This window comes from Lactobacillus sp. ESL1191 (assembly GCF_058504435.1).
On sequence record NZ_CP196365.1, the window covers coordinates 1,108,308 to 1,131,369 of the forward strand.

Annotated in this window: 31 protein-coding genes, 1 other RNA gene and 1 other annotated feature; of the genes, 3 read left to right on the forward strand and 29 right to left on the reverse strand. The window is 45.8% G+C overall.

Going from position 1 to position 23,062, the window contains the following annotated elements; translation table 11 throughout:
• From ACSYSN_RS05705 to ACSYSN_RS05840, 28 genes are all read right to left on the reverse strand, one after another.
• Entirely contained in the window at positions 1 to 228 is a 228-nt protein-coding gene (locus tag ACSYSN_RS05705; protein ID WP_491711932.1) for a YaaL family protein, read from the reverse strand.
• Positions 228 to 827, reverse strand: a complete 600-nt coding sequence (gene recR / locus ACSYSN_RS05710; RefSeq protein ID WP_491711933.1) for a recombination mediator RecR — start codon at positions 825 to 827, stop codon at positions 228 to 230. Before recR ends, ACSYSN_RS05705 begins: the two co-directional genes overlap by 1 nt.
• On the reverse strand, positions 828 to 1,157 hold the full coding sequence (locus ACSYSN_RS05715) for a YbaB/EbfC family nucleoid-associated protein (RefSeq protein ID WP_317637062.1): 330 nt from the start codon (positions 1,155 to 1,157) through the stop codon (positions 828 to 830).
• Between the two features lie 19 nt (positions 1,158 to 1,176).
• The gene (gene dnaX, locus ACSYSN_RS05720; RefSeq protein WP_491711934.1) at positions 1,177 to 2,982 is read right to left on the reverse strand and encodes a DNA polymerase III subunit gamma/tau; all 1,806 of its coding nucleotides are present in this window, start codon (positions 2,980 to 2,982) and stop codon (positions 1,177 to 1,179) included.
• A 52-nt stretch (positions 2,983 to 3,034) separates the two neighbouring features.
• Positions 3,035 to 3,132, reverse strand: an RNA gene (ffs, locus tag ACSYSN_RS05725) — signal recognition particle sRNA small type.
• 26 nt (positions 3,133 to 3,158) lie between these two features.
• Positions 3,159 to 3,686 carry a tRNA adenosine(34) deaminase TadA gene (tadA, locus tag ACSYSN_RS05730; RefSeq protein ID WP_491711935.1) on the reverse strand — a complete coding sequence of 176 codons (528 nt, stop codon included), beginning with the start codon at positions 3,684 to 3,686 and terminating at the stop codon, positions 3,159 to 3,161.
• A complete protein-coding gene (locus ACSYSN_RS05735) occupies positions 3,686 to 4,306 on the reverse strand; it encodes a class I SAM-dependent methyltransferase (RefSeq protein ID WP_491711936.1) in 621 nt (206 codons plus the stop codon). The genes tadA and ACSYSN_RS05735 overlap by 1 nt, the downstream gene beginning before the upstream one ends.
• Positions 4,307 to 4,493: 187 nt before the next feature.
• Positions 4,494 to 4,859 carry a 50S ribosomal protein L7/L12 gene (gene rplL / locus ACSYSN_RS05740; RefSeq protein ID WP_317637066.1) on the reverse strand — a complete coding sequence of 122 codons (366 nt, stop codon included), beginning with the start codon at positions 4,857 to 4,859 and terminating at the stop codon, positions 4,494 to 4,496.
• Between the two features lie 42 nt (positions 4,860 to 4,901).
• Positions 4,902 to 5,411 (reverse strand): 50S ribosomal protein L10, encoded by a 510-nt coding sequence (gene rplJ / locus ACSYSN_RS05745; protein ID WP_317637067.1) that lies wholly within the window; start codon positions 5,409 to 5,411, stop codon positions 4,902 to 4,904.
• A gap of 39 nt (positions 5,412 to 5,450) precedes the next feature.
• Positions 5,451 to 5,574 (reverse strand) — a sequence feature (ribosomal protein L10 leader region).
• Between the two features lie 29 nt (positions 5,575 to 5,603).
• Positions 5,604 to 6,272, reverse strand: coding sequence for a phosphate signaling complex protein PhoU (phoU, locus tag ACSYSN_RS05750; protein WP_317637068.1), 669 nt, complete (start codon positions 6,270 to 6,272; stop codon positions 5,604 to 5,606).
• 14 nt (positions 6,273 to 6,286) lie between these two features.
• Positions 6,287 to 7,042 (reverse strand): phosphate ABC transporter ATP-binding protein PstB, encoded by a 756-nt coding sequence (gene pstB, locus ACSYSN_RS05755; RefSeq protein WP_491711937.1) that lies wholly within the window; start codon positions 7,040 to 7,042, stop codon positions 6,287 to 6,289.
• Between the two features lie 12 nt (positions 7,043 to 7,054).
• The gene (pstB, locus tag ACSYSN_RS05760) at positions 7,055 to 7,852 is read right to left on the reverse strand and encodes a phosphate ABC transporter ATP-binding protein PstB (RefSeq protein ID WP_491711938.1); all 798 of its coding nucleotides are present in this window, start codon (positions 7,850 to 7,852) and stop codon (positions 7,055 to 7,057) included.
• Between the two features lie 9 nt (positions 7,853 to 7,861).
• Positions 7,862 to 8,755 carry a phosphate ABC transporter permease PstA gene (gene pstA, locus ACSYSN_RS05765; protein WP_491711939.1) on the reverse strand — a complete coding sequence of 298 codons (894 nt, stop codon included), beginning with the start codon at positions 8,753 to 8,755 and terminating at the stop codon, positions 7,862 to 7,864.
• 6 nt (positions 8,756 to 8,761) lie between these two features.
• Positions 8,762 to 9,754 carry a phosphate ABC transporter permease subunit PstC gene (gene pstC / locus ACSYSN_RS05770; protein ID WP_491711940.1) on the reverse strand — a complete coding sequence of 331 codons (993 nt, stop codon included), beginning with the start codon at positions 9,752 to 9,754 and terminating at the stop codon, positions 8,762 to 8,764.
• 1 nt (position 9,755) lies between these two features.
• A complete protein-coding gene (locus ACSYSN_RS05775) occupies positions 9,756 to 10,622 on the reverse strand; it encodes a phosphate ABC transporter substrate-binding protein PstS family protein (RefSeq protein WP_491711941.1) in 867 nt (288 codons plus the stop codon).
• Positions 10,623 to 10,826: 204 nt separating this feature from the next.
• On the reverse strand, positions 10,827 to 11,519 hold the full coding sequence (rplA, locus tag ACSYSN_RS05780; RefSeq protein WP_491711942.1) for a 50S ribosomal protein L1: 693 nt from the start codon (positions 11,517 to 11,519) through the stop codon (positions 10,827 to 10,829).
• Between the two features lie 72 nt (positions 11,520 to 11,591).
• Positions 11,592 to 12,017 carry a 50S ribosomal protein L11 gene (rplK, locus tag ACSYSN_RS05785; RefSeq protein WP_277130645.1) on the reverse strand — a complete coding sequence of 142 codons (426 nt, stop codon included), beginning with the start codon at positions 12,015 to 12,017 and terminating at the stop codon, positions 11,592 to 11,594.
• Positions 12,018 to 12,142: 125 nt separating this feature from the next.
• Complete coding sequence (nusG, locus tag ACSYSN_RS05790) at positions 12,143 to 12,691, reverse strand: transcription termination/antitermination protein NusG (protein WP_317637076.1); 549 nt, start codon at positions 12,689 to 12,691, stop codon at positions 12,143 to 12,145.
• A 101-nt stretch (positions 12,692 to 12,792) separates the two neighbouring features.
• A complete protein-coding gene (gene secE, locus ACSYSN_RS05795; protein WP_317637077.1) occupies positions 12,793 to 12,963 on the reverse strand; it encodes a preprotein translocase subunit SecE in 171 nt (56 codons plus the stop codon).
• A 5-nt stretch (positions 12,964 to 12,968) separates the two neighbouring features.
• The gene (gene rpmG, locus ACSYSN_RS05800; protein WP_317637078.1) at positions 12,969 to 13,118 is read right to left on the reverse strand and encodes a 50S ribosomal protein L33; all 150 of its coding nucleotides are present in this window, start codon (positions 13,116 to 13,118) and stop codon (positions 12,969 to 12,971) included.
• Between the two features lie 168 nt (positions 13,119 to 13,286).
• Complete coding sequence (locus ACSYSN_RS05805) at positions 13,287 to 13,502, reverse strand: P8 family protein (protein WP_491711943.1); 216 nt, start codon at positions 13,500 to 13,502, stop codon at positions 13,287 to 13,289.
• A 76-nt stretch (positions 13,503 to 13,578) separates the two neighbouring features.
• Complete coding sequence (locus ACSYSN_RS05810) at positions 13,579 to 14,154, reverse strand: sigma-70 RNA polymerase sigma factor region 4 domain-containing protein (protein WP_491711944.1); 576 nt, start codon at positions 14,152 to 14,154, stop codon at positions 13,579 to 13,581.
• A 192-nt stretch (positions 14,155 to 14,346) separates the two neighbouring features.
• On the reverse strand, positions 14,347 to 15,099 hold the full coding sequence (rlmB, locus tag ACSYSN_RS05815; RefSeq protein ID WP_317637081.1) for a 23S rRNA (guanosine(2251)-2'-O)-methyltransferase RlmB: 753 nt from the start codon (positions 15,097 to 15,099) through the stop codon (positions 14,347 to 14,349).
• Entirely contained in the window at positions 15,086 to 15,511 is a 426-nt protein-coding gene (locus ACSYSN_RS05820; RefSeq protein ID WP_491712911.1) for a Mini-ribonuclease 3, read from the reverse strand. Before ACSYSN_RS05820 ends, rlmB begins: the two co-directional genes overlap by 14 nt.
• A gap of 10 nt (positions 15,512 to 15,521) precedes the next feature.
• Positions 15,522 to 16,949 carry a cysteine--tRNA ligase gene (cysS, locus tag ACSYSN_RS05825; RefSeq protein WP_491711945.1) on the reverse strand — a complete coding sequence of 476 codons (1,428 nt, stop codon included), beginning with the start codon at positions 16,947 to 16,949 and terminating at the stop codon, positions 15,522 to 15,524.
• A gap of 161 nt (positions 16,950 to 17,110) precedes the next feature.
• A complete protein-coding gene (gene gltX, locus ACSYSN_RS05830; protein WP_491711946.1) occupies positions 17,111 to 18,616 on the reverse strand; it encodes a glutamate--tRNA ligase in 1,506 nt (501 codons plus the stop codon).
• Between the two features lie 76 nt (positions 18,617 to 18,692).
• Positions 18,693 to 20,069 carry a DNA repair protein RadA gene (radA, locus tag ACSYSN_RS05835; protein WP_491711947.1) on the reverse strand — a complete coding sequence of 459 codons (1,377 nt, stop codon included), beginning with the start codon at positions 20,067 to 20,069 and terminating at the stop codon, positions 18,693 to 18,695.
• Entirely contained in the window at positions 20,070 to 20,621 is a 552-nt protein-coding gene (locus tag ACSYSN_RS05840) for a dCTP deaminase/dUTPase family protein (protein WP_491711948.1), read from the reverse strand.
• 111 nt (positions 20,622 to 20,732) lie between these two features.
• On the opposite strand from ACSYSN_RS05840, the gene ACSYSN_RS05845 reads away from it, so the two are divergent.
• The 3 genes from ACSYSN_RS05845 (at position 20,733) to pepC (ending at position 22,686) form a co-directional block, all read left to right on the forward strand.
• Complete coding sequence (locus tag ACSYSN_RS05845; RefSeq protein WP_491711949.1) at positions 20,733 to 21,053, forward strand: hypothetical protein; 321 nt, start codon at positions 20,733 to 20,735, stop codon at positions 21,051 to 21,053.
• 39 nt (positions 21,054 to 21,092) lie between these two features.
• Complete coding sequence (locus ACSYSN_RS05850; RefSeq protein ID WP_491711950.1) at positions 21,093 to 21,257, forward strand: hypothetical protein; 165 nt, start codon at positions 21,093 to 21,095, stop codon at positions 21,255 to 21,257.
• Positions 21,258 to 21,339: 82 nt separating this feature from the next.
• On the forward strand, positions 21,340 to 22,686 hold the full coding sequence (gene pepC, locus ACSYSN_RS05855; protein ID WP_491711951.1) for an aminopeptidase C: 1,347 nt from the start codon (positions 21,340 to 21,342) through the stop codon (positions 22,684 to 22,686).
• A gap of 81 nt (positions 22,687 to 22,767) precedes the next feature.
• On the opposite strand, the gene ACSYSN_RS05860 is transcribed toward pepC, so the two are convergent.
• A complete protein-coding gene (locus ACSYSN_RS05860) occupies positions 22,768 to 23,052 on the reverse strand; it encodes a nucleoside triphosphate pyrophosphohydrolase (protein WP_491711952.1) in 285 nt (94 codons plus the stop codon).
• Positions 23,053 to 23,062 lie beyond the last annotated feature (10 nt).

The following is a 23,062-nucleotide window of genomic DNA, read 5'->3' on the forward strand; positions in this document are numbered from 1 at the left end:
CTATTCAGATATCGCATTGGTGAACCCACTAAATCTGGTATGTCGAATACGGGCTTCGTCATATAAAAAAGAGTACTTCGCCCGCAAAATTTTTCTGGCAACAATGTTATTGTCTGACATATCCAACGTAGTAAGGTCCAAACTCTTCTGGACCGCAATTTCTTCTTGTAGTTTGGCGATCTTTGCGATCAACTGGTCATCGCCCATTTGCTTTACTCTACGTGCCATTAGATTGACGTTCTCCCTTGTACTGCCCGTTTCAGGGTAATTGAATTAGCATATTCAATGTCACTGCCGACTGCTAGCCCGGCGGCCAGACGAGTTACCTTAAGGCCAGCCGGTTTAATCAATTTGCCGATGTACATCGCCGTCGCTTCTCCATCTGGGGTCGAATTGAGCGCCAAAATTACTTCTTTCACCTTGTCCTGTTTTTGCAGACGAAGGATCAGTGACTTGATATTAATTTCTTCTGGACCGATCCCATCCATGGGTGACAAGACTCCGTGCAGCACATGGTAAAGGCCGTTATACTCGCCCATCTCTTCAAAAGCCATGACATCCTTAGGCTGTTCAACAACCATAATTGTTGACTGCTCACGATTCTGGTCGGCACAGATGGAGCATGGATCCTCTTCTGTAATGTTGCCACAGATAGAGCACCGCCGTAGCTTTTCTTTGACCGCATTTAAGGCTGTGCTGAAGTTATGAACATCTTCAGTTGGCATATCGAGCGTATAAAAAGCTAAACGGGTCGCCGTCTTTTCACCAATACCAGGCAATTTCAGATAAGAATCAATTAAATGCGCAAGCGGTGCTGGATATTGCAATTAGATCATACCCTTCGTATATTTACCTAAACTCGACTGGGTCGCATCATCAATTGCCGCCAAGCCCTTATTAACCGCATCAATGATTAAGTCTTGGAGCATATCTGGGTCATCTGGATCAATGGCAGCTTGATTAATATCCACCTTTTTAAGTTTACGATCCCCACTAAAAGTGGCCACGACTAAGTCCTCTGCAGATTTGCCGACAAATTCTTGTGCTGTAATGGTTTGTTGCTCCTGGGCCATTTGCTCTTGCAATTTTTTAGCCTGTTTCATCATTTGTTGCATATTCATGCCACCCATTGCACCAAAATTAGGTTTCTTACTCATTGTTTTCTCCTTACACTAATTAATCCTTAACGTTGACAGTATCGCCAAAGAGGTCTTTAGCCTGCTGCACAACTTCGTTGTCATTGTCATTGTTAACTTCTGACTGCTTTTCGTCAGTTGCACTCGTCTTGCTCTTGCCCCTTAGTTCTTCGCGGTGGGTTTGCAAGAACTCCTGGCGGACCGTGAACCAATCCTTATCAGGAACCAGCACAATTTCGTATTCATGCTGGGCAAATTTGGCAATTTGTTCAGTTAAAATTGCCAGCAGATCATCATCAGAACTGGCCTTTTCAAACCAGAGGGCATACTTGCATTTCATCACTACTTGATCAGGGCTCGCCGCTACCGGTTCAAGCACATCAAGCAGGGCCCGTTGTGAAACAGCCAAAACAGACTGCAGGTCTGGCCAGACTGCTTTAATGGCCTGCAAGTCTTGTTTGGTTGCATTTTCCAATACATGATAGACCTGCTTGCGATTTTGCTGATCTTGACGGGCGGCGTTTTTGACCCGTTGGGGCGAACTAGCCGCCTTATCCGCCTGCTTAACTGGCCTAGTCTGTTTGACCGGACTTGAACTATGGTCGTCGAGATGAAAGATCTGCTCACTGCTTTTTCCGTGCTGCTTACCCCAAGCCGTAAACTTGGTGGTCAAATCAACTACTTGCTTTTTCAAGGCCGTCACTTCAGCTTGTAAGTCGTCAGCTCCCGGTTTTTCACCTGGTTTGGTGGCCGCTGCTGCCGGTGTATTTGCTAAGGGGGTGGTGCTTTCAACCAGAAACACTTCTAAGGGAATCTGCTGCTGGTTAGTATAACGCAAATTGCCCAAGGCCGTATTAGCTGCTGCAATCAGACCAAAATAGCGTTCTGGCGGTATATCCGCCACCTTGCTGAAAAAATCCTCATTTAAAAACTTGCGTTCAGTTTGACCGCCGGTTTTAACAGCTAGCAAGGCCTGGGTGGCTAAGTCAATAAGTTCAGTCAAGATGTTCTTGGAGCTGGCCCCCTCCCGCAACTGACTTTGAGCAAGGGTCAGGGCCCCACTGGTATCCCGATGCAAAAGTGCCAGCAAAATTTGTTCAATTTTTTCTTTTGCGGCAAAACCGGTTATTTCCAAGGTAGCTCTATATTCAACCCGGTCTGTTTCGTAACTTAGCAGTTGGTCCAGGATACTTAACGCATCCCGCATCCCGCCATCGGCTACCTGAGCAATTACGGCCAAGGCCTGGTCATCATACTTAACCTTTTCCTGATCCAAGATATATTGCATCCGTTCCTGCAGTTTGCTCGCACTGATACGTTTGAAGTTGTAGCGCTGCGTCCGCGAAATAATCGTTGCTGGCACCTTCTGTAATTCCGTTGTCGCTAAAATGAAAACAACGTGCTCGGGCGGCTCTTCCAATGTTTTTAGTAGGGCATTGAAGGCTCCCAGCGAGAGCATGTGCACCTCGTCAATAATATAGACCTTGTATTTTCCTTGGGTCGGCGCGTACTTGACTTTGTCGCGAATTTCCCGAATCTCATCTACCCCATTATTGGAAGCCGCATCGATCTCCATAATGTCCGCCATTGCACCCTTGTCCGCCGCCTGACAGTTGGCACACTCATTGCAGGGTTCACCATCTTGCAGGTTAGTGCAGTTCAGGGCTTTAGCAAAAATCTTAGCACACGAAGTCTTGCCCGTCCCACGCGGTCCGGCAAACAAAAAGGCATGCGAAATCGTGCCACGCTTAATTGCGTTCTTTAGCGTATTGGTAATATCTTCCTGACCAACGACACTGTCAAAGGTTCGTGGCCGCCACTTGCGGTATAACGCTTGATAAGCCATGCTCTATCTTTCCTAGTAAAAAACTCTTAACTCTTCGAAAGAGTTAAGAGTTTGTGAATGTCTATAAAAGGCACATGCCCGAGCAACCTTAGTGCTGCTACCTTCCGGTCCTGACACGCTTCAGAAGTCAAACATTGCCCACAGATAATACTACCGTATTTGCCAACATTTTTCCACTAATTTGACGTATTTTTATTTTTTTCACCGCTGTTACTGATAAGTTTCTGTTGCTTTTGCTGGCGTCTAATTTCTTGAAAAAATTTTTTCAACATCTGACTCGCTTCATCCCGGTACATGCCCCGAATAATCTGCGGATGGTGGTTGAACTTGGCCACATCAAAGAGGTTGACTACACTGCCAGCTGCCCCGGCTTTAGGATCTGCAGCCCCGTAAACCACCTGCTTAAGCCGGGCATTGATAATGGCACCAGCACACATCGGACACGGTTCTAAGGTAACAAACAAACTGCAATCTAACAGCCGCCAGGTGCCTAAAGTAGCGCAAGCCTGTCTGATGGCAATCAGCTCGGCATGCTGAGTCGCATCTTGATCCAGCTCCCGGTGATTAAAGCCGGCCCCCACAACTTCTCCATTAGCGTTCACTACAATAGCACCAATTGGGACTTCGTGCAGGTCTTGGGCTTTCTTGGCCTCGGCAAAGGCTAGTTCCATGTATTTTTTCTTTGCAGCACTTGACAAATCCATTAATTATTCACCGCTTGCAGAACATAATAGCCCTTGTCCCGCACCAGAATGCTACAGTTGCCAAAAGTGGCCTGCAGTAACTTACGTGCGCTCGGTTCACCCTGCTTCTTTTGGATTACGACAAGTAAAATACCCTTTTCAACCAGGTGGTTTTTGGCTCCGGACAAAATACTTGTAACAACCGCTTTCCCAGCTCTAATTGGCGGATTAGTAACAATTAGGCCAAACTTTTTACTGGCAGCAACTTCTTCATAAACATCGGAAGAATAAATTAGCACGTTGGCAATATTGTTCACTGCGGCATTCTGCCGGGCTAAGTTAAGTCCCCGCTCATTAACATCGACCATTTCGACCATCTGCTCAGTCCAGAACTTAGCCGCAAAGAGGCCTAAAGGGCCATACCCAGTTCCGACGTCGAGAATATTGCAAGGCGGAAAATCAAGCCCTACCATCTGCTTAAGCAAAACGCCCGTCCCATAGTCAACCTGCAACTTCGAAAAGACTCCAGCGTCAGTTGTGAATTTCAGGTCTATTCCATTTACCTGGTAGTCAACCACATGCTCATCGTGCTCGGAGGTTGGATTACTTTCAAAGTACATTTGATTTTTTGTCTCAGTCATTATTTGCTCGTTTCTAAAACACTATTCTTGAGATAATTTTACCGAACCAGCGGTTTTTTGCAAATTTATTGCCAAACTCGACGAATTATTTAACACCAGGAACACAAACTCGAAAAACACAAAAAGGCGCAAGCCCAAATCGTTGAGCTTACGCCTTTTTTGATTGCTTGGTCCAGTTGGACTGTAACTATTTAAGCGTTACAGAAGCGCCAACTTCTTCAAGCTTAGCTTTAATGTCGTTAGCTTCATCTTCAGAAACGCCTTCCTTAACGTTCTTAGGAGCGCCATCAACAAGATCCTTTGAGTCCTTAAGGCCAAGTCCAGTGAGATCACGAACAACCTTAATAACCTTAACTTTTTCTTGACCTGCTTCAGTCAATTCAACATCGTATGATGATTTAGCAGCAGCATCGCCACCAGCAGCACCAGCGGCAGCAACAGGAGCGGCAGCAGTAACGCCAAATTCATCTTCAATCGCCTTTACCAGGTCGTTTAATTCAAGAATTGAAGCATTTTTCAAGTCTTCAATAATCTTTTCAGTATCTAAAGCCATACTTATGTATCCTCCGAAATTTAATATTCAAAATTATAGTTCTTATTCTGCAGCTTCATCTTTTGAATCAGCAACAGCTTTAACAGCATATGCGACGTTGCGAACAGGTGCTTGCAATACAGAAATAAGCATTGACAGCAGGCCTTCGCGTCCAGGGATAGCGGCAAGAGATTTGATTTCTTCTTTCGAAGTTACCTTACCTTCCAGCATACCACCCTTAATTTCAAGAACGTCGAAATCATCCTCGTATTTAGAAACAATCCGGGCTGGTTCAGTAACGTCTTCTGCATTATCAGTATAGATAACAGCAGTCGGACCAACAAAAGTATCATTAAGACCTTCCATGCCAGCTTTAGCAGCAGCACGTCTAAGGTATGTGTTCTTGATAACCTTCATCTTGACATCGTTATCACGAAGTTCCTTACGCATGTTAGTTACTTCTTCAACCGTTAACCCAAGGTAGTTAATTACCAAAACGGCCTTGGCAGCCTTAAGTTCTTCAGCAATCGCATCAACGAGTTTTTCTTTTTCAGCAATAGCAGCTTTACTCAATCAAATTCACCTCCACTAATTAAATTTGTTAATAAATTCCATTAGGCCTAAAAAACTCCATGCCAAGCAAGACATGGAGGATTAATATCTTCATTATCTTCTGGCCTCGGCGGGAAATTAAGGCTTACGCCACCCGAGTCTTAGGTAGAATTTACTTAATTAACTATAGCAGGGCAGGCGCCCAAATGCAAGTTATTTCTTACCACTTTCCATCAGTTCAAATAATTCCCCTGAGGTCTTGTAAATAACCCAACTAGCAATATTGACGATGTGGTCGCTAATTCTCTCTAGCAGCCGGATAATGACAAAATAACTGGCTGAGGCGACCGCAGCATTGGGGTCTTTTTCTACACCATCAATAATCAATTTGCGCGCTTTTTTATAGTCCGCATACACTTCCTGGTGGCCACTGACCATTGCTCGAGCCGTCTGTTCGTCTTCTTGAACATAAGCGGTCAAAACCTGGATCAGCATCGTACGTACCTGGTGCGTCATTTGCGAAATAATGGTCTCTACGTCAGCGATCCGCGGATTCCCCTTCACCCTAACCGTTTCAACGGCAATACTGTTGGCATTCTCGCCAATCCGTTCTAAGTCCGTAGTTGCCTTCAAGATACTAATCACAACCCGAAAGTCGGTGGCGACCGGTTGCTGCAGAGCCATTAGCGACAGGGCCTTTTTTTCAATCTTAATCGCCTCTTTGGCAACTTCCTTGTCTTCGGCAATCATTTCTTGGGCAATCTTTTTATCGTGGTCGACAAACGAGCGCGTCCCCTTGTCAATTAGGTCATTGACCAAGACCCCTAATTCCATAAACCGGGTATTTAACTTCTTTAATTCATCTAAAAATATTTCGTGCATAATCCACCTCTACTCTATCCAAAGCGACCATTAAGATAATTACTAGTAATTTCTTTTTTAGGTGCCATAAACATCTCTTCTGTTGTTCCCACTTCAATCAAATTACCGTCCATCAAAAAGGCCACTTGGTCGGCTACCCTGCTAGCCTGCTGCAGATTGTGTGTCACCATAATAAAAGTGTATTTCTGCTTTAGGCCGGTCAAAGTTTCCTCAATTTCGGCACTGGAAATCGGATCAAGGGCCGAAGTTGGTTCATCAAGTAGCACCACTTCGGGTCTAATTGCGAGGGCTCGAGCAATACAGATACGCTGCTGCTGGCCGCCAGAAAAGGCCATGGCATTCCGTTGCAAGTTATCCTTCGTTTCTTCCCAGATGGCGGCCTGCTTCAGGCTCTCTTCCACCCGTTGATCAATCAGGTCCTTGTCCCTAACACCAGCCACACGCAGTCCATAGGCTACATTGTCATAAACCGAAAAAGGAAATGGAGTCGGTTGCTGAAAGACCATCCCGACCCGTTTACGCAGAGCAACTAAGTCCAGGTGATGATCATAAATATTTTTACCTTCCAGCGTAATCCTGCCCCTGATCTTGATGTTGTCAATATCGTCGTTCATGCGGTTAAGGCAGCGCAGAAAAGTCGACTTACCACAGCCGGAAGGTCCAATTAAAGCCGTCAACTTCCGGTCGGGAAAAGCAAGGGTAATTCCATGTAGTGCTTCAAACTTACCGTAATTTAATTTAACGTTTTCGGCTTCCATCACATTTGTCATCTTGCTACTCCTTTATCCAAAACTACCTTGAATGTACTTCTCCGTGATTTCACCTTGAGGATTGGTAAAAATATTGGTAGTGGTGTCATATTCAAGGGCGTGCCCTAAGTGGAAGAAGGCAGTATACTCACTAATTCGTGAGGCCTGCTGCATGTTGTGGGTTACCATAACCATCGTGTACTTCTTACGCAACTGCTTCAAGGTGTCCTCCAGTTTAGCCGTTGAAACCGGATCAAGGGCACTGGCCGGCTCATCTAACAGCAAAACTTCCGGCTTGAGTGCAATTGCCCGAGCAATGCACAGACGCTGCTGTTGACCACCTGATAGGGCTAATGCACTCTGGTCAAGCTTGTCTTTAACCTCATCCCAGAGGGCGGCGGCCCGCAAACTCTCCTCAACAATCTGGTCTAATTTTTGCTTGTCCTGCTGACCATTGGCCTTCAGCGCATAAACAATATTCTCCCTGATTGACTTAGGAAAAGGATTGGGCTTTTGAAAGACCATCCCAATTGCCTTGCGTAGTTCATAGACATTGACCTTTTTCTGGTTGACATTAAGGTCATGAAACATGATCTGACCATCGACCCGGGCAACCCGGTCATTCATCCGATTGAGTGACCGCAAGAAAGTTGACTTCCCTGAACCCGATGCCCCGATGAGGGCAGTAATAGTGTTTTTCTTAAAACCTAAGCTAACCTCAAATATTTTTTGGATAGTACCACCGTAGAAAACCGACAAATCTTGCGTATAAATCGCACAGTCATCTTCGCTGAAGGTCTTAATATGCCGTGCTTGCTCTAAATTATCCATATGACTTCCTTATTTAATCTTAGCCGCGGTTAACCGGCGGTAAAGCCAGTTGCCCAAGGCGCGTGCGCCAAAGTTAAACATAATTACCACAATTACCAGTAAGGCCGAAGTGGCGGCTGAAACAAGGTTAACATCTGGAATAATGCCCTCCGTATTAACCTTCCAGATATGCACTGCCAGTGTTTCGGCTGGCCGCATCACGTTTAAAAAGCTGGTCGGACTAAACGGGTTCCAGTTGGAATAGTCGACGGTCGATCCACTCTGACCAGCAGTATAAATCAGAGCCGCCGCTTCACCAAAGACGCGGCCGGCGCTTAAAATTACCCCCGTGATAATGCCAGGAAGAGCTGCTGGCAGAACAATGCCTCGGATGGTCTTCCAATTAGAAAGACCTAGCGCCCAGCCAGCCTCACGCTGGGTCTGAGGCACGCCCTTGATTGCTTCTTCAATGTTACTAGTCAAGATTGGTAGGTTGAAGAAGGTCAGTGCTAACGCGCCCGCAATAATAGAAAAGCCGAGGCCGAATTGAACTACAAATAACAGGTAGCCAAATAGTCCGACGACAATCGATGGTAGCGAACTCAGAATTTCAATGGTAGTTCTGATCAACTGCGTCAACCAGGTGTCAGCAGCATATTCAGCCAAGTAGATGGCCGCGCCCAGTGCAATCGGAAAAGAGATTAGCAAAGTGAGTAGCAACAAGTACAGCGAGTTAAAAAGTTGGTCGCGGACACCGCCGCCTGCTTCAAAAGAAGAGGCTGCCGCGGTCAGGAAGTGCCAGGACAGGTGGGGCAAGCCTGAAATGAGAATATTGCCAATGATTCCAACCAATAGCAGAATAACAATGCCCACCAGAAAATAAATGACGCCCGTAGCAATCCGGTTAGTTTTTTTTGAATTCATAGGTCTTTAACTCTTCTTTCCAATCAAGTGTACTAAAAAGTTGAACACCAGAGACATGACAAGTAATAACAGGGCCAAAGACCACAGTGCATTATTAGGCAGGGTGCCCATGACGGTGTTACCCATTTGACTAGTCAACTGACTAGTTAAGGTAGCAGCTGGACTGACCAAATTAGCTGGCATTAAGACTGCATTACCAATTGCCATCTGCACAGCCAGAGCCTCGCCAAAGGCCCGCGCCATGCCAAAGATGACTGCGGTCATAATCCGTGCTCGGGCAGCCCGTAAGACAACGTGAAAAATAGTCTGCCACTGCGTTGCGCCAAGAGCGGCTGAAGATTTCCGCAATTCTTTGGGAACAGCCTTGAAAGCATCAATTGTGAGCGAGGTAATTGTCGGTAAGACCATTACAAATAAAATCAGTGTGGCCGTTAAAATACCAAAACCGGTACCACCAAAAATATTCCTGACGGCCGGAACAATAACGGTTAAGCCCAAGAAACCATATACCACTGACGGAATACCAACTAGTAGTTCCATCACAGATTGCAAGAGGCGCACTTTCCGACCCGATTCATATTCGGTCATAAAAAGCGCTACCGCAATGGAAAATGGCGTAGCTAAAAGCGCTGCTAGCAGGGTCACTGCAAAAGAGGTGACAATCATGGCAGCTGCTCCAACGTGTTCTTTACCAGCACTTGGGTTCCAATCAGTCGTAAAGAGAAAATGAAAGACATTTACCCTATCAGTAAAAAAGGTGGCCAACCCCCGCAAGCCGACAAAGCCAATAATGGCAACAATCAAAATCCCAATTAAGCCAATTGCCAACAGGGTTAACCCTTTGCCCCAACGCTCTTGCCGCGTTTCCTTAGATGGCTTGGTTAAGCGTGCAATATCAATGTCCTGAGGGTCAATACCCTTGAACTTGACGTGTGGTACCTTTTGCTGGGCAATTGCCTTTTCGACCACTTTTTGCAAATCTTGTTTCTTTTTTCCCATCTTACTTACCTATCTGCGTAATTTTATTTTGACTGTCACGCGCAACTTTCATCTCGTGGATGCTGAGATAACCAATCTTCGGTACCAGATCCTGTTGCACCTTCTTGCCCAAGACGTACTTGATGAAGGCCGCCGTTGCCTTGTTTGGCTTGCCCTTAGTATACATATGTTCATATGACCAGAGGGGCCACTTATTAGCGGGAATATTCTGATTATCTGGTCGAACACCGTTCAAACTCAATTTTTGAATGTTCTGATCATTAGCATAGGGAAAAGAAATATAAGAAATTGTACCTGGGGTGGTGCTGACAATCTTTTTGACGGTGCCATTAGAATCTTGTTCTTGGGAATTAACCGCTTCCTTGCCCGACAAGATAAGATCTTCAAAGGTTGTTCTGGTACCACTGCCCCGGGAACGGTTAATGACAATAATTGGCAAGTTTTTTCCGCCAACTTGGCGCCAATTTTTTACTTTACCGGTAAAAATCGCTGCTAGCTGCTGGGTCGACAGGTCCTTAACCCCGACTCTCTTGTTAGCAATTGGGACAATCCCCACCACGGCCACCGGGTAATCCTTAAGCTCCGCTGCATTAATCCCCTTCTGGGTAGCAGCAAAAACGTCAGACGTGCCCACTTCAACTGCGCCGGCCTGTACCTGGCTGAGTCCAGTACCAGAACCGCCGCCCTGCACGACAATATTACTGCTCATGTGGGCCAAGTGGTAATCATTTCCAGCTTGTTCAATTAAGGGCTGCAAAGCACTTGAACCAACAATAGTAATCTTTTCTTGGTTCTTACTGCAACCAACTAAAAAAAGCGGCACAACCACGATGACAGCCAAAAGTTTGACCAAATTATTTTTCCGCATTCAAAATTCCTCAATTAGACAATTAAATTAGTTATAGTTTACCAAATCTTGCCCCCTCGTTAAACCATAAATACTTTGAAGATAAAACCCAAGGGACTAACTTGCAATATTTAAAGCTGTTTAACATAAAAAATCCTGCTGATAGAATCATCTCTACCAACAGGATTTATTTTATCAGCCGTAGCCAACAAGATTATTTACTTATTAGTCTAAGTTCAATGGGTCCAGCTTAATCCCTGGGCCAAAAGTTGCGGCAACAGCCACACTCTTAACATATTGCCCCTTAGCAGCTGATGGACGAGCCCGCAGAATAACATCGCGCAGGGCGTCAAAGTTCTCAACCAGTTGCTCATCAGTGAATGAAACCTTACCAATAGCAGCGTGGATGGCAGCTTGCCGGTCAACTCGGTATTCAACCTGACCAGCCTTAACATTTTCAACGGCCTTGGCAATATCCATGGTCACAGTACCAGTCTTAGGGTTTGGCATTAAGCCTTTTGGTCCCAGTACCCGACCCAAACGACCAACTTTAGCCATCATCGTTGGTGTTGCAACAACAACGTCAAAGTCCAAGTAACCGTTTTGAATCTTTTCTACCAGGTTGTCTGAACCAACTTCATCAGCACCCGCTGCCTTAGCTTCTTCAGCTTGGGCACCTTCAGCAAAAACAACTACCTTTTGAGTTCTACCGGTACCGTTTGGCAAGACCAGTGAACCCCGAATTTGTTGATCAGCTTGCTTAGGGTCAACGCTCAAGTTGTATGAAACTTCAACTGAAGCATCAAAGCCTGCATATGAAGTCTCTTTAACCAACTTCATTGCTTCGGCAACCGAATATAACTTCTTTGAGTCTACTTTTTTAGCAGCTTCTAAATATTTTTTACCATGCTTTGGCATGTGATTTCCTCCTTAATATGTGGTCAAACGAGCACGCCGGCTCTCCCACCTAAATTGTTATAAATAACAGGATTAGTCTTCGACTTCGATACCCATGCTTCTAGCAGTACCTTCGATCATCCGCATAGCAGCCTCGACATCAGCAGCGTTAAGGTCTTGCATCTTGGTTTCCGCAATTTCCTTAACCTGATCCTTGGTAACCTTACCAACCTTCTTGGTGTTCGGTTCACCGGACGCCTTATCAATCTTGGCAGCTTGCTTCAAAAGAACTGGAGCTGGTGGAGTCTTAGTTATAAATTCGAATGAACGATCTTCATAAACCGTGATGACTACAGGAATAATCATGCCTTTTTGGTCAGCAGTTCTAGCATTGAAGTCCTTGGTAAAACCTACAATGTTAATTCCCGCCTGACCTAAAGCAGGACCAACTGGGGGTGCAGGTGTTGCTGCACCAGCTGGTATTTGTAATTTGACAACGTTAATAACTTTCTTTGCCACGGTCAAAACCTCCTTGATTCCGTGCGTGGTTAAAATGGAAAACTAACCTATTTTCCTCCCACAATAATAAAAGTACTTTAATATCGTACCATCGTTTACCTACTTTTGCAATTACTTGCCCAACTTTAACTAATCTTCTTAACCTGGTCGTAGTCAAGTTCAGTAGTGGTTTCCCGGCCGAACATATCAACCAGGACAAAGAGCTTGTAGCGGTCGGCTTGGACTTCGGTAATCTTACCCTCAACCCCGTTAAAGGCACCATCGGTAATTGTTACCGTCTCTCCGACTTCAAAATCAATCTGCGGCCGCTTAGCCGGCTCACCTTGCTGACGCAAGAGCCGATTTACTTCTTCTTCAAGTAGTGGGGACGGCTTAGAACCACCCCCGTGAGAGCCAACAAAACCCGTAACATTAGGTGTGTTACGGACAACGAACCAGCTCTCGTCGGTCATGACCATCTCCACCAACACATAACCTGGGAAAACTTTTTCCTCGACCTTTTTCTTCTTATCATTGACCTTTTCAATTTTTTCTTGTTCCGGGACCATCACCCGAAAAATGTAGTCTTGCATCCCCATACTTTGTGCACGTGACAGCAAGTCGGACTTAACCTTATCTTCATAACCTGAATAAGTATGAAGTACAAACCATTGCTTCTTAGCTGTTTCAACCATTACGATGAATTCTCCTTTAGTTTTGGCAAACAAAAAAACCTCCACGTCAGAGGTCTTCTTTAATTATCATTATTCTATCACAAGTAGCGCATCTTTGCTACTTACATAAATAATTGCGTCAACTTGCCAAAGAGTAGGTCAAGCAAACCTAGATATGAGGCAAAGAGAATTGAGGTTACAATTACGATTCCCGTGTCATGCCGGTTTTGCTTAGCTGATGGCCAGGTTACCAGGCGCATCTCTTTACCAACGCTCTTAAAAAACTTAATCATTATCCTTACCTCGTTTCTTTATGTAGGGTCTTTTTGCCGCAATGCTTACAAAACTTGTTCAGTTCAAGCCGCTTCGTGCGATTGGTGCTTGCGGTGATCGAGTAATTACGCGAGCCGCAAACGCTGCAGGCTAAGGATGCTTTTTTCACTGCCATAATCTCACTTCCAAACTACTGTATTCTAGCAAAAAACAACTTTTTAAACAAGAAAATAAGCCAGATTCTTCAAGAAGAAAACAAAGGCAGCTACTCTATCCGAGTAGCTGCCGCCCTGAGTTGGTGGTCAATCCAAGTAAAACACTGCGTCAGTGTCTTGGACTTGACTTACTTCTTAAGTTTTTCTTCGACCAAGGCTTTAAGCCGATCGTCTGAATAATTTAGAACCGGTAACATCGTTTCTTCAGTCTTAATGGTATCGTGGCCATTTTCTTCCATAAAATAATCCCACAGAGCATCTCTAACTGGAATATCGGCCTCACTCCAGTCAAACACTTCTTTCATGTGCCGGTCAAGTAATGCTGTCTTCATCTCTTCTGCCATTTTAACTACCTCCTGAATTTTTTCTTTTACTAGTTTTATTGTAACGCTATTTAGTTTGCCCACTGCTTAAAAAACACTATTTTAACAAGGTAGCGCGCATTTTTTGTAATAAACGTGAACGCGCCCGGGCAAGGGCCTTGTAATCAATCTCTAGGAGCTCAATAACGTCTTCTGGGCTAGCCATCCCTAGGGTTACCAACAAGGCATTCATTTCCAAGTTGGACAAATTAGCAACCACTTCCGTCAGACTTTCGGTTAGTGGTACTTGAGATTCGGACACCTGGTCGCGGTGTAGCGGTCCGAGGCCATTTTCTTGGGCTGTTTCCAGCGATACCGACTGTAGCAGCGCACGGCGCCGATATGCCGTATTGTATCTGACTAAGGATTTGGCGTGGTTGGTTAACCGAGTTTTATAATAACTACTGAAGCGGCCGCGCTGGCAATCGTAATTTATGGCTGACTGGTGGCAGATGATCAACGCCTCTTGATCCCAATCCTGACTATCATAATCGCGCACGTGGTACTTCTGCTTAACACTGTTGATTAGCGGCTGATACAAGTAATACAGCTTTTTCAGGGCATCATCGTCGCCCGCCTTAGTTTGGAGAATCAACTTATCTTCACGTTTTTTGGTTTGTTCGTATTTTTGCATGTGCTGCTCCTTCATCTAACTGGTAAAATGAAGATTATGAAAATAAGTTGCTGCCAGCTATCGAACCATTGTTTATTTTGTCCGAAAATTGGCTAACGCACCTTAAACTCGAAGCAGCTCCTGCTCGCTGATAAATTTCTTGTAGCAAAAAAAGATTCTGGGCTAACTGCCCAGAATCTTTTTGACTTTTGCTTAAAGCGGATTACGGCTATTTAGCATCTGATAAAGCAAAACTCCCGTAGCAACACTCGCATTCAACGACTGCACGTGGCCTACCATGGGTAGAGTTAACATCTGATCCATCTGCTCCTTGAGTAGCCGGGAAATACCCTTGCCTTCATTGCCAATCACCAGAACTGTCTTGCCCTTACTATCCCACCTGCGATAGTCTGTACCATCCATGTCTGTACCAAATAGCCAGTAGCCCCGCTTCTTTAGCAGTTGACTTGTCTGCACCAAGTTGCCGACGCGGGCAACAGGAACATGGTCAATAGCGCCCGTCGACGTCTTGGCAACCACTGAAGTAAGGCCAGTTGCATGACGCTTGGGAATGATTACAGCAGCCACGCCAGTGGCATCCGCCGTCCGCAAAATTGATCCTAAGTTGTGGGGATCCTCAATTGAATCCAGCATTAACAAGAAGGGATCCTCAGCCCTCTGGTCGAACTCAGCTAAGAGTGCGGTCAGTTCCGCATATTCAAAACTTGCAACTGCCAAGACTAAGCCTTGATGATTGCCCCCAGCTACTAGCCGATCAAGCTTGTTCTTCGGTACGGTCTGTATAATCAGCCCTTTGTCTTTAGCTAAGCCATACACTTCTTTAGCAAAACTCTCTTGGACACCCTGCTGCAAAAAAACTTTGTTAATACGTCCAGCATCTTGTGTTTTTAAAAAATCCAAACCCGCATGTTTACCAAACACAAAGTCGCGCTCACTTGAACTCATAATTATCAATACCACCATTCTCTACGGTTTTAATGCACCACTCAGTTAATTCATGAATCCGTTCATGCTGTCCCAACAACTCTAGATAACCCCAGACCGCCTCAAAGCCGGTCGACAGCTGATAGGTTGCTAGACTGGTGTTTTTAGCCTTGGTGTGGCTTTTGGAATTGCGGCCCCGGCGAAAAGTCGCCAGCTCGCCTGCCTCCAGTAAATGCTCCGCTTGGAGTTTAGTAATAAGCGACGCCTGCGCCTTCGCCGAGACATAGTGAGTAGCACAGCGTTGCAGCACCTGAGGCTTAACCACCCCACATTTAATTAAGTGCCGCCGAATCGCAATTTCGTATACCGCATCCCCCAAATATGCCAGCGTTTGGCCGTTCAACGTAGCTGGATTGACCGCTTTTTCAATCATTTCTGTGTTTTTAGTCACGTCTCCACCTTGTTCCCAGCGGGGTGTCCTCTACCGTAATCCCCATTTTTTGCAATTGTTCGCGCAATTCATCACTTTTAGCCCAATCCCGGTTCTTGCGTGCTTGATCACGCTCCTTAACCAGCTGGATGACCGCTGCATCTTCTTCGGTTGAGTCAGTTTCAGCCGTTAACTGATCGGCCTCAATCCCAAAAATTGCCAGCCATGCTGTCAACCGCCCGCGCGCCTGTCTTAGGGTAGTCTTGTCAACCTGTTCAGCCGCACTGTTGGCGTTGAGCTCAGGTAATAGTTCATAAATTGCGGCTAAGGCATTTTGCACATTAAGGTCATCATCCATTGCTGCAACAAAATTCTGCTCAGTTTCTTCCAACTTCTGACTGAGTGCTGCCGACGCCATACTTGAACTGGTATCCTTTAAACGGAAATCAACATTGACTAAGGTGTGCTTAAACCGCTGCAAAATATTTTGGGCCTGCGTCAAGTTTTGACTAGAGTAGTTAATCTGGCGCCGGTACTGCACACTAGCCATAAAAAAGCGCAAGGTTTGGGGATCCGTTGTCTTCAACAGGTCATGCACGGTCACAAAGTTACCCAGTGACTTAGACATCTTCTCTTGGTCTGCACCAACCGTAACAAAACCGTTATGCATCCAATAATGAACAAACTTCTTGCCGGTAGCGGCCTCACTTTGGGCAATTTCGTTTTCATGGTGAGGAAATTCTAAGTCTTGTCCGCCGCCATGAATGTCAATCGTGTCACCTAAATACTTGGTGGACATCACGGAACACTCAATATGCCAGCCGGGCCGCCCCTTACCCCAGGGTGAATCCCAAGCAAGCTCATCAGACTGCTTCTGTCCTTTCCACAAGGCAAAGTCAATTGGATCCTCCTTGCGTTGCTGCTCGTCATCATTCAGGTGGTCTGAAGCCCCCTCTTCCAGCTCGGCAATATTCTGACTGCTTAATTCACCATAATGAACAAATTTTTTTGTATGGTAATAGACATCACCGCCTGCTTCATAGGCGTAGCCCTTATTAATCAGTTCGGCAATGAAGTCAATAATTGCGGAAATCTCATGCGTAGCACGCGGATTCAAAGTTGCCGGTTTCACATTCAAGGCGGCCGTATCTGCCTTGTAGGCCGCAATATAGCGCTCAGCCAGAGCAGCTACAGTAATACCCTCAGTACGCGCTGCGTTAATCATCTTATCATCAACATCAGTAAAGTTGGACACATAGTTAACCTGGTAACCCCGGTATTCAAAGTAGCGCCGAATGGTGTCAAAGGCAATCGCACTCCGAGCATTACCGATGTGAATGTAGTTATAAACGGTCGGGCCGCAGACGTACATTGTTATTTGCCCCGGCTTAAGCGGCCGAAATTCTTCCTTGGTCTTGGTCAGAGTATTGTAAATTTTCACGGCTTTTTAACCTTTCTAGCTTAACTTTTATCTTCATTTTACCAGAAACCAGCCCAGATTCTAGTCAAGCACTACCAATAAGTCAGTCCTTGTGCCTTCTTACTTTACTCCCGCCAACATTTAAAAACGTTGAGTAATTCACTTCCTCAACGTTTTTTGGTTTATAATCCGTTCTCACTCATTTGCTGCAAGGTCAAGTCCAAGTGCTCGTGCACCCTATCCTTGCCCAGCAGTTCCATTGCTTCACCAATGCCAGGTCCAACCATTGATCTGGTAGTCGCAATTCTAATCGGCATGAAGAGGCGTCTACCCTTGATGCCTGTGACTTTACGAGTGGCTTTAACTGCATTCATAATCTGGGCAGACGTGAAACGCGGCAGCAGGTCAATCTGCTGCTTAAATTCTTCAATCACTGGTCTAGCCTCATCCTGGCGGATTTCGTCCAATTCTTCAGCACTTAGAGCTTTTGGCGCAGCAAAGAAAATCTGAGCCAAATCAACAATTTGCTTGGTATAAGACATCTGCACCGCATAGATGTTAACTAGTTGACGAACCCACTCCATTTTTTCTGGGCTTGGACTAGTCTCAATCAGGCCAGCCTCTTGTAGGTTACCAAGAGCTAAGTCAAGTAGGGTATCACGATCAGCCTGCTTGATGTACTGGTTGTTAATCCATTCCAGCTTTTTACGGTCAAAGGCAGCAGGTGACTTAGAAAGACGCTCTGGGTCAAATTGCTTAATCAAGTCGCGCTGACTATAGATTTCACTTTCACCCACCGGTGACCATCCAAGCAGGGTAATGAAGTTAAACATTGCTTCTGGAAGGTAGCCCATTGCCCGGTACTGCTCAATAAACTGGAGGATAGACTCGTCCTTTTCGCGCTTGGATAGCTTCTTGCCCGTCTCAGCGTTGATAATCAAAGTCATATGACCAAACTTAGGTGGCTCCCAGCCAAGTGCTTCATAAACCGCTAATTGCTTAGGCGTGTTCGACACATGATCATCCCCGCGCAAAACGTGCGTGATTGCCATCAAGTGGTCGTCTACTACGACCGCAAAGTTATAGGTCGGCATCCCGTCGCGCTTTTGAATGACAAAGTCGCCGCCAATAGTGTCAGACTCAAAACTCAAATGCCCCTTAACAATATCCTCCCAGGCGTAGGTCTCCATTTCAGGAATATGAATCCGAACCACTGGCTTTAAGCCTGCAGCCTGGGCCTGGGCCTGCTTTTCAGCAATTTCAGCAGCAGTTAGGCCTTCATACTCATAGGTATAGTGGGGCGCAATCCCCATCATGCGCTGCTCCTCACGCTGTTCCTCTAGTTGCTCTTCGGTCTTGTAGGAATAGTAGGCCTTACCCTCGTCGAGCAGTTGTTGGATATACTTTTGGTAAATATCCTTGCGTTCTGATTGCCGGTAGGGGCCATAGTCGCCGCCCTGGTCTGGACCCTCATCCCAATCAATGCCCAGCCAGTGCAGGTTATCCATCTGTGACTTAGAACCACCTGCAATATTACGCTTCTGGTCGGTATCTTCAATTCTTAAGACAAAAGTACCCTTATTGTGTCGCGCAAATAAGTAATTAAATAGCGCAGTCCGTGCGTTACCAATGTGTAAATGTCCCGTAGGACTTGGGGCATACCTTACCCTAATCTTTTGTTTTGCCAAAGTTCATGCCTCTTTCAAATAGTATCGTTAAATCAATATAAGTTTACCCGTAAACCGGGAAAAGTTCAATGGATCCTTAGCCCAAAACCAGTTTCAGCGCCTGCGGAATGCTTGCCACCGGAATCACCTCGATCCCCAGCTGCGTAAGACTGGCCCGCATGTTGTGCTTAGGAATGAAAATTCGTTTGAAACCGGTCTTAGCGGCCTCCTTAATGCGGGAATCCACCTGGTTGACACGGCGAACTTCACCGGTCAAGCCCACTTCACCGACAAAGCAATCAGTCGGTAAGATTTCTTGGTTTTTATAACTGGAAGCGATGGCCATCACCACCGCCAAATCAACCGCTGGCTCGCCCAAGCGAATACCACCAGTAGCGGTCAAATAGACGTCTTGGTTTTGTAGCATGAGATTGCCCCGCTTCTCCAAAACCGCAAGCAGCAGCGCGGCCCGGTTGTAGTCGAGCCCAGAGGTAGTACGCTTGGCATAGCCAAAGGCGGTCGGCGTAACTAATGCTTGGATTTCCGCCAGGATGGGCCGCGTCCCTTCTAAAGAAACAACAATCGCCGACCCCGTTGACTGCGGCAAACGCTCATCTAGAAAGATGGCTGATGGATTGGTAACCTCCTGCAGCCCCTGGTGAACCATCTCAAACATCCCAATTTCATTGGCCGCCCCAAAACGATTCTTAACCGAATGCAGGATACGATAAGCATGGTGTTCATCACCCTCAAAATAGAGTACCGTATCCACCATGTGTTCTAGAATCTTCGGCCCTGCAATGGCCCCTTCCTTGGTGACGTGTCCAATGACAAAGATTGTAATGGCATCCAGCTTGGCCATTTTCATCAGTTCACTGGTAACTTCACGTACCTGCGAAGCCGAGCCCGTCATCGAGTCCAGACTAGGCTCATTCATTGTTTGAATCGAATCGATTACCACAAAATCTGGCTGCAGCTCCTCAATCTGTTGCCGAATATCCTCCATGTCCGTTTCAGGATAGAGTAACATATCACTAGCATCAAGACCCAGCCGGCTGGCGCGCAGCTTAATCTGATTGGCTGACTCTTCGCCCGAAACATATAGCACTTTGTGCCTGGTCGATAAGTCACTCATAATCTGTAGCATCAAGGTAGACTTGCCAATGCCGGGATCTCCGCCCACCAAGACCAGCGAGCCGGGCACGATACCACCACCTAAGACTCGGTTTAGCTCGCCCATCGAGGTCTGAATGCGTTCTTCTTTTTCTGCTTTCACATCTTCTAGCTTGACTGGTTCACTTACGCCCGTCTTCTTAATTAGGCGACTAGGACTGCCCTTGCTCGACCGGTTCGCAACGGCCTCTGTCTCTTTTTCAAACTGGTTCCAAGCACCGCAGTTAGGACAACGGCCGAGATAGCTGGCCGAGATATAGCCACATGAGCGGCACTTGTACTTGGTTTTAAGCTTGGCCATTTAACTCTCCTTCTTGTTAGTTGAACCGAAGCCACTCAGCCGTTCCCGGCTAACTGGCTGGTCATCGTCAATCTTGCGGTATTGCACAAAGATACCTTGAGCAATCCGATCACCCTGATGAATTTTAATTGTTCTGACACCGTAATTCAGTAGTTGGGCAAAAAGTTCGCCCTCGTTATCAGGATTATTGTAGTAGTCGGCATCAACTACGCCAATGCCATTGGGCAGACTTAAGTTACGCCTAAAGGTATTAGAAGACCGATTAGCCAAGATTAAGACTTCATCCTCAGGCATGTATGCCTTGACGCCCGTGGGAACTAAGAATGGTTTCAAAATTGCTTCGGCTTGCTGATAGTCCGATTCATATAATTGGTGGCCATTCCTAATAATCCTAAAAATCCGCACAAAGTTGAGCCGCCAGATACTCGGAATCTCCATATCCACAGCTGCTGCGAGATCATAGCCCGCGCTGGCAATGGTCTGGCGCCTGGGCAGCGTGATATTTTCATCCCGATATTTAGATACAATTTCAAAGCCGCGTATTCTCGTCATTTTTTCTCCCTTAAGTTTATCTAATATTATTTTACATTAAATTGCAGCTTTGATAGAAAATCAACTATAATTAACTACGACAAAAGCTAAATTTATTTCGAAAAGGAAAAAATGATGTTTAATCTTGATGATCCCCACCAATTTTGTGAAGTTTATGATGATGAAGTATTAATTTGCCGCTGGACAATGGACCGACTTGAACGCCAGGATGGTCCGGTTTGGGTCATGAATCACTTTTTCATTAATCCAAGCGCCAACCATAAGCAAGTTCTTAGCGAACAATTGAACGTTGTCCAGACGATTGCCCAGCAGTCTCACCTGTTGGTCTGGCCACTTGATCCCCTGGTCATTGACTACTTCAAAGAACATCCCCAATTTGATAAAATTTGGTACCACAAACCGGCTGGTCAGTTTGACCAGACCGCAAAATAACTAACTTAAAATCAATAATTGCTATTCAGGAGGGCAACGATGGGCTTTTCAGTTTTTTATTTTATCTTTGGAATAATTGGCTTGACCTTTTTAATTCTGGGCCGCCACCGTCAAAAGAACTGGTTAGCTTATCTAGGTGCAACTATGTTGCTCTTGTTTTTGGCGGTGCTGCTTTACTTTTGGCTGTCTCCAGACACCATGTGATCAAAAAAGTTAGTTGTGCGTGATAGACTAGTAAGCCTTGATAAGCTAAAATAGTAGTTAATTATCTCAAGGAGGAAACAAGATGACTAAAGAAATTACTAATGATGCAATAGCCAATTATACTGCCGACCTGGCTAAGCATGCTGGCTTTAACATTGCTAGCCATGCTGCCCAAGAAAACGGCATATACAAGGCGAGCCAAAACTTACAAGCCAAGATTGACTTAACCCCAACCTTTTCAATTGAAATCGAAACGGGTAAGCCATCCAACCAGCAACAATCAGGCCGTTGCTGGATGTTCTCTGCGCTCAACACCATGCGTCACCCACTGCAAAAAGAATACAAGGTGAAAGATTTTGAATTATCGCAGAACTACACCAACTTCTGGGACAAGTTCGAAAAGTCTAATTGGTTCTTCGAAAACGTGATTGCTTCTGCAGACAAGCCACTGGGGGACCGCAAGGTCAGCTTCCTGTTCGCCACTCCGCAGCAAGATGGTGGCCAGTGGGACATGCTCTGCGGCCTAATTGAAAAATATGGGATCGTGCCTAAGTCAGTTTATCCAGAAACAGCTAATGCCACTAATTCCAGCGCCTTAAATGATACGCTCAATACGCTTTTGCGCAAAGCTGGTCTGGTGCTACGCGACTTGGTTAATTCCGGCAAGTCTCAGGATGAAGTTGAGGCGCGCAAGAACGAGTTTTTAAACGATGTTTTCCGGATTTTAGCAGTTTCTCTTGGTGTGCCTCCTAAGAACTTTGACTTCGAATATAAGGATGACGATGGCAACTACCATCGCGAAGCCGGCCTCACGCCGAAGACCTTCTTTGATAAGTACGTGGGCATGAACTTGGAAGACCATGTTTCTATCATTAATTCACCAACTGCAGACAAGCCGTACCACAAGGTCTTCTCCGTCGAATATCTAGGCAACGTGGTTGGTGGCCGGCAAGTACGCCACCTCAACTTGAAGATTGACGAGATGAAGGATTTAATCATCAAGCAGCTCAAGGCTGGCGAGGTGGTTTGGTTTGGTTCAAACGTGGGTAAAGATTCCGAGCGGCAACTTGGATTGCTTGACACCAACATTTACAAGCGCGACGAACTCTTCGATGTTGACTTTTCAATGTCCAAGGCCGAAAGACTTGATTCAGGCGAAAGCATGATGGATCACGCGATGGTAATTACCGGGGTTGACTTGGTTGATGGTCAGCCAACCAAGTGGAAGATTGAGAACTCCTGGGGTGAAAAGCCTGGCTTTAAGGGCTACTTCGTGATGAGTGATGCCTGGTTTGACGCCTTTGTCTACCAAGCTGTAATCAACCAGCAATTCCTGCCTGAAGACCTGAAGAAGGACTTTGCCGCAGGCGCCAAGCAGCCAATCGAACTGCTTCCTTGGGACCCAATGGGTGCTTTAGCTTTTAAGTAAAGATTCCAGATCAAAAAAGCGTTGAGTAAGCTCAACGCTTTTTTGGTGCCTACCAGCTGGCTCGCCCCAGTACTTACTGTTTCATTGACCAAAATTCAGTAAAACCACCATTTGATGAGTGCTTTTTTCAACCAGTTTGAGAAAATCTGCCCGGCTAATTCCCTTGAAGTTCAGGTAGGCTACAAGTACCTCATAGACATCCCCTAACTCTTCAAGCAAGTTGTCTTCCGTCTGCGCCTCAAGAACTTCATTAGTTTCTTCAAGCAACTTCTTTTTTAGGGCTGGGTCAATCTCTTCCTCGCTTAGTTGGCGAAAACTTGCAGCCTTAGCTAACTCGGGAATTTTGTCTCGTACTAATTTCTCCATTTTATTATCC

Bases quoted from the DNA above. Each gene is read 5' to 3' on its own strand.
- ACSYSN_RS05850 (WP_491711950.1), top strand. From the start codon at position 21,093: ATGGGCTTTTCAGTTTTTTATTTTATCTTTGGAATAATTGGCTTGACC.
- ACSYSN_RS05840 (WP_491711948.1), bottom strand. From the start codon at position 20,621: ATGACGAGAATACGCGGCTTTGAAATTGTATCTAAATATCGGGATGAA.
- ACSYSN_RS05860 (WP_491711952.1), bottom strand. From the start codon at position 23,052: ATGGAGAAATTAGTACGAGACAAAATTCCCGAGTTAGCTAAGGCTGCA.
- ACSYSN_RS05820 (WP_491712911.1), bottom strand. From the start codon at position 15,511: ATGATTGAAAAAGCGGTCAATCCAGCTACGTTGAACGGCCAAACGCTG.
- tadA (WP_491711935.1), bottom strand. From the start codon at position 3,686: ATGGATTTGTCAAGTGCTGCAAAGAAAAAATACATGGAACTAGCCTTT.
- ACSYSN_RS05705 (WP_491711932.1), bottom strand. From the start codon at position 228: ATGGCACGTAGAGTAAAGCAAATGGGCGATGACCAGTTGATCGCAAAG.
- ACSYSN_RS05735 (WP_491711936.1), bottom strand. From the start codon at position 4,306: ATGACTGAGACAAAAAATCAAATGTACTTTGAAAGTAATCCAACCTCC.
- pstC (WP_491711940.1), bottom strand. From the start codon at position 9,754: ATGGGAAAAAAGAAACAAGATTTGCAAAAAGTGGTCGAAAAGGCAATT.
- ACSYSN_RS05805 (WP_491711943.1), bottom strand. From the start codon at position 13,502: ATGGCAGAAGAGATGAAGACAGCATTACTTGACCGGCACATGAAAGAA.
- phoU (WP_317637068.1), bottom strand. From the start codon at position 6,272: ATGCACGAAATATTTTTAGATGAATTAAAGAAGTTAAATACCCGGTTT.
- dnaX (WP_491711934.1), bottom strand. From the start codon at position 2,982: ATGGCTTATCAAGCGTTATACCGCAAGTGGCGGCCACGAACCTTTGAC.
- pstB (WP_491711937.1), bottom strand. From the start codon at position 7,042: ATGACAAATGTGATGGAAGCCGAAAACGTTAAATTAAATTACGGTAAG.
- secE (WP_317637077.1), bottom strand. From the start codon at position 12,963: ATGATTAAGTTTTTTAAGAGCGTTGGTAAAGAGATGCGCCTGGTAACC.
- rpmG (WP_317637078.1), bottom strand. From the start codon at position 13,118: ATGGCAGTGAAAAAAGCATCCTTAGCCTGCAGCGTTTGCGGCTCGCGT.
- ACSYSN_RS05845 (WP_491711949.1), top strand. From the start codon at position 20,733: ATGATGTTTAATCTTGATGATCCCCACCAATTTTGTGAAGTTTATGAT.
- rplA (WP_491711942.1), bottom strand. From the start codon at position 11,519: ATGCCAAAGCATGGTAAAAAATATTTAGAAGCTGCTAAAAAAGTAGAC.
- pstA (WP_491711939.1), bottom strand. From the start codon at position 8,755: ATGAATTCAAAAAAAACTAACCGGATTGCTACGGGCGTCATTTATTTT.
- ACSYSN_RS05810 (WP_491711944.1), bottom strand. From the start codon at position 14,154: ATGCAAAAATACGAACAAACCAAAAAACGTGAAGATAAGTTGATTCTC.
- ACSYSN_RS05775 (WP_491711941.1), bottom strand. From the start codon at position 10,622: ATGCGGAAAAATAATTTGGTCAAACTTTTGGCTGTCATCGTGGTTGTG.
- rplL (WP_317637066.1), bottom strand. From the start codon at position 4,859: ATGGCTTTAGATACTGAAAAGATTATTGAAGACTTGAAAAATGCTTCA.
- rlmB (WP_317637081.1), bottom strand. From the start codon at position 15,099: ATGAGTTCAAGTGAGCGCGACTTTGTGTTTGGTAAACATGCGGGTTTG.
- nusG (WP_317637076.1), bottom strand. From the start codon at position 12,691: ATGGTTGAAACAGCTAAGAAGCAATGGTTTGTACTTCATACTTATTCA.
- pstB (WP_491711938.1), bottom strand. From the start codon at position 7,852: ATGGATAATTTAGAGCAAGCACGGCATATTAAGACCTTCAGCGAAGAT.
- radA (WP_491711947.1), bottom strand. From the start codon at position 20,069: ATGGCCAAGCTTAAAACCAAGTACAAGTGCCGCTCATGTGGCTATATC.
- pepC (WP_491711951.1), top strand. From the start codon at position 21,340: ATGACTAAAGAAATTACTAATGATGCAATAGCCAATTATACTGCCGAC.
- ACSYSN_RS05715 (WP_317637062.1), bottom strand. From the start codon at position 1,157: ATGAGTAAGAAACCTAATTTTGGTGCAATGGGTGGCATGAATATGCAA.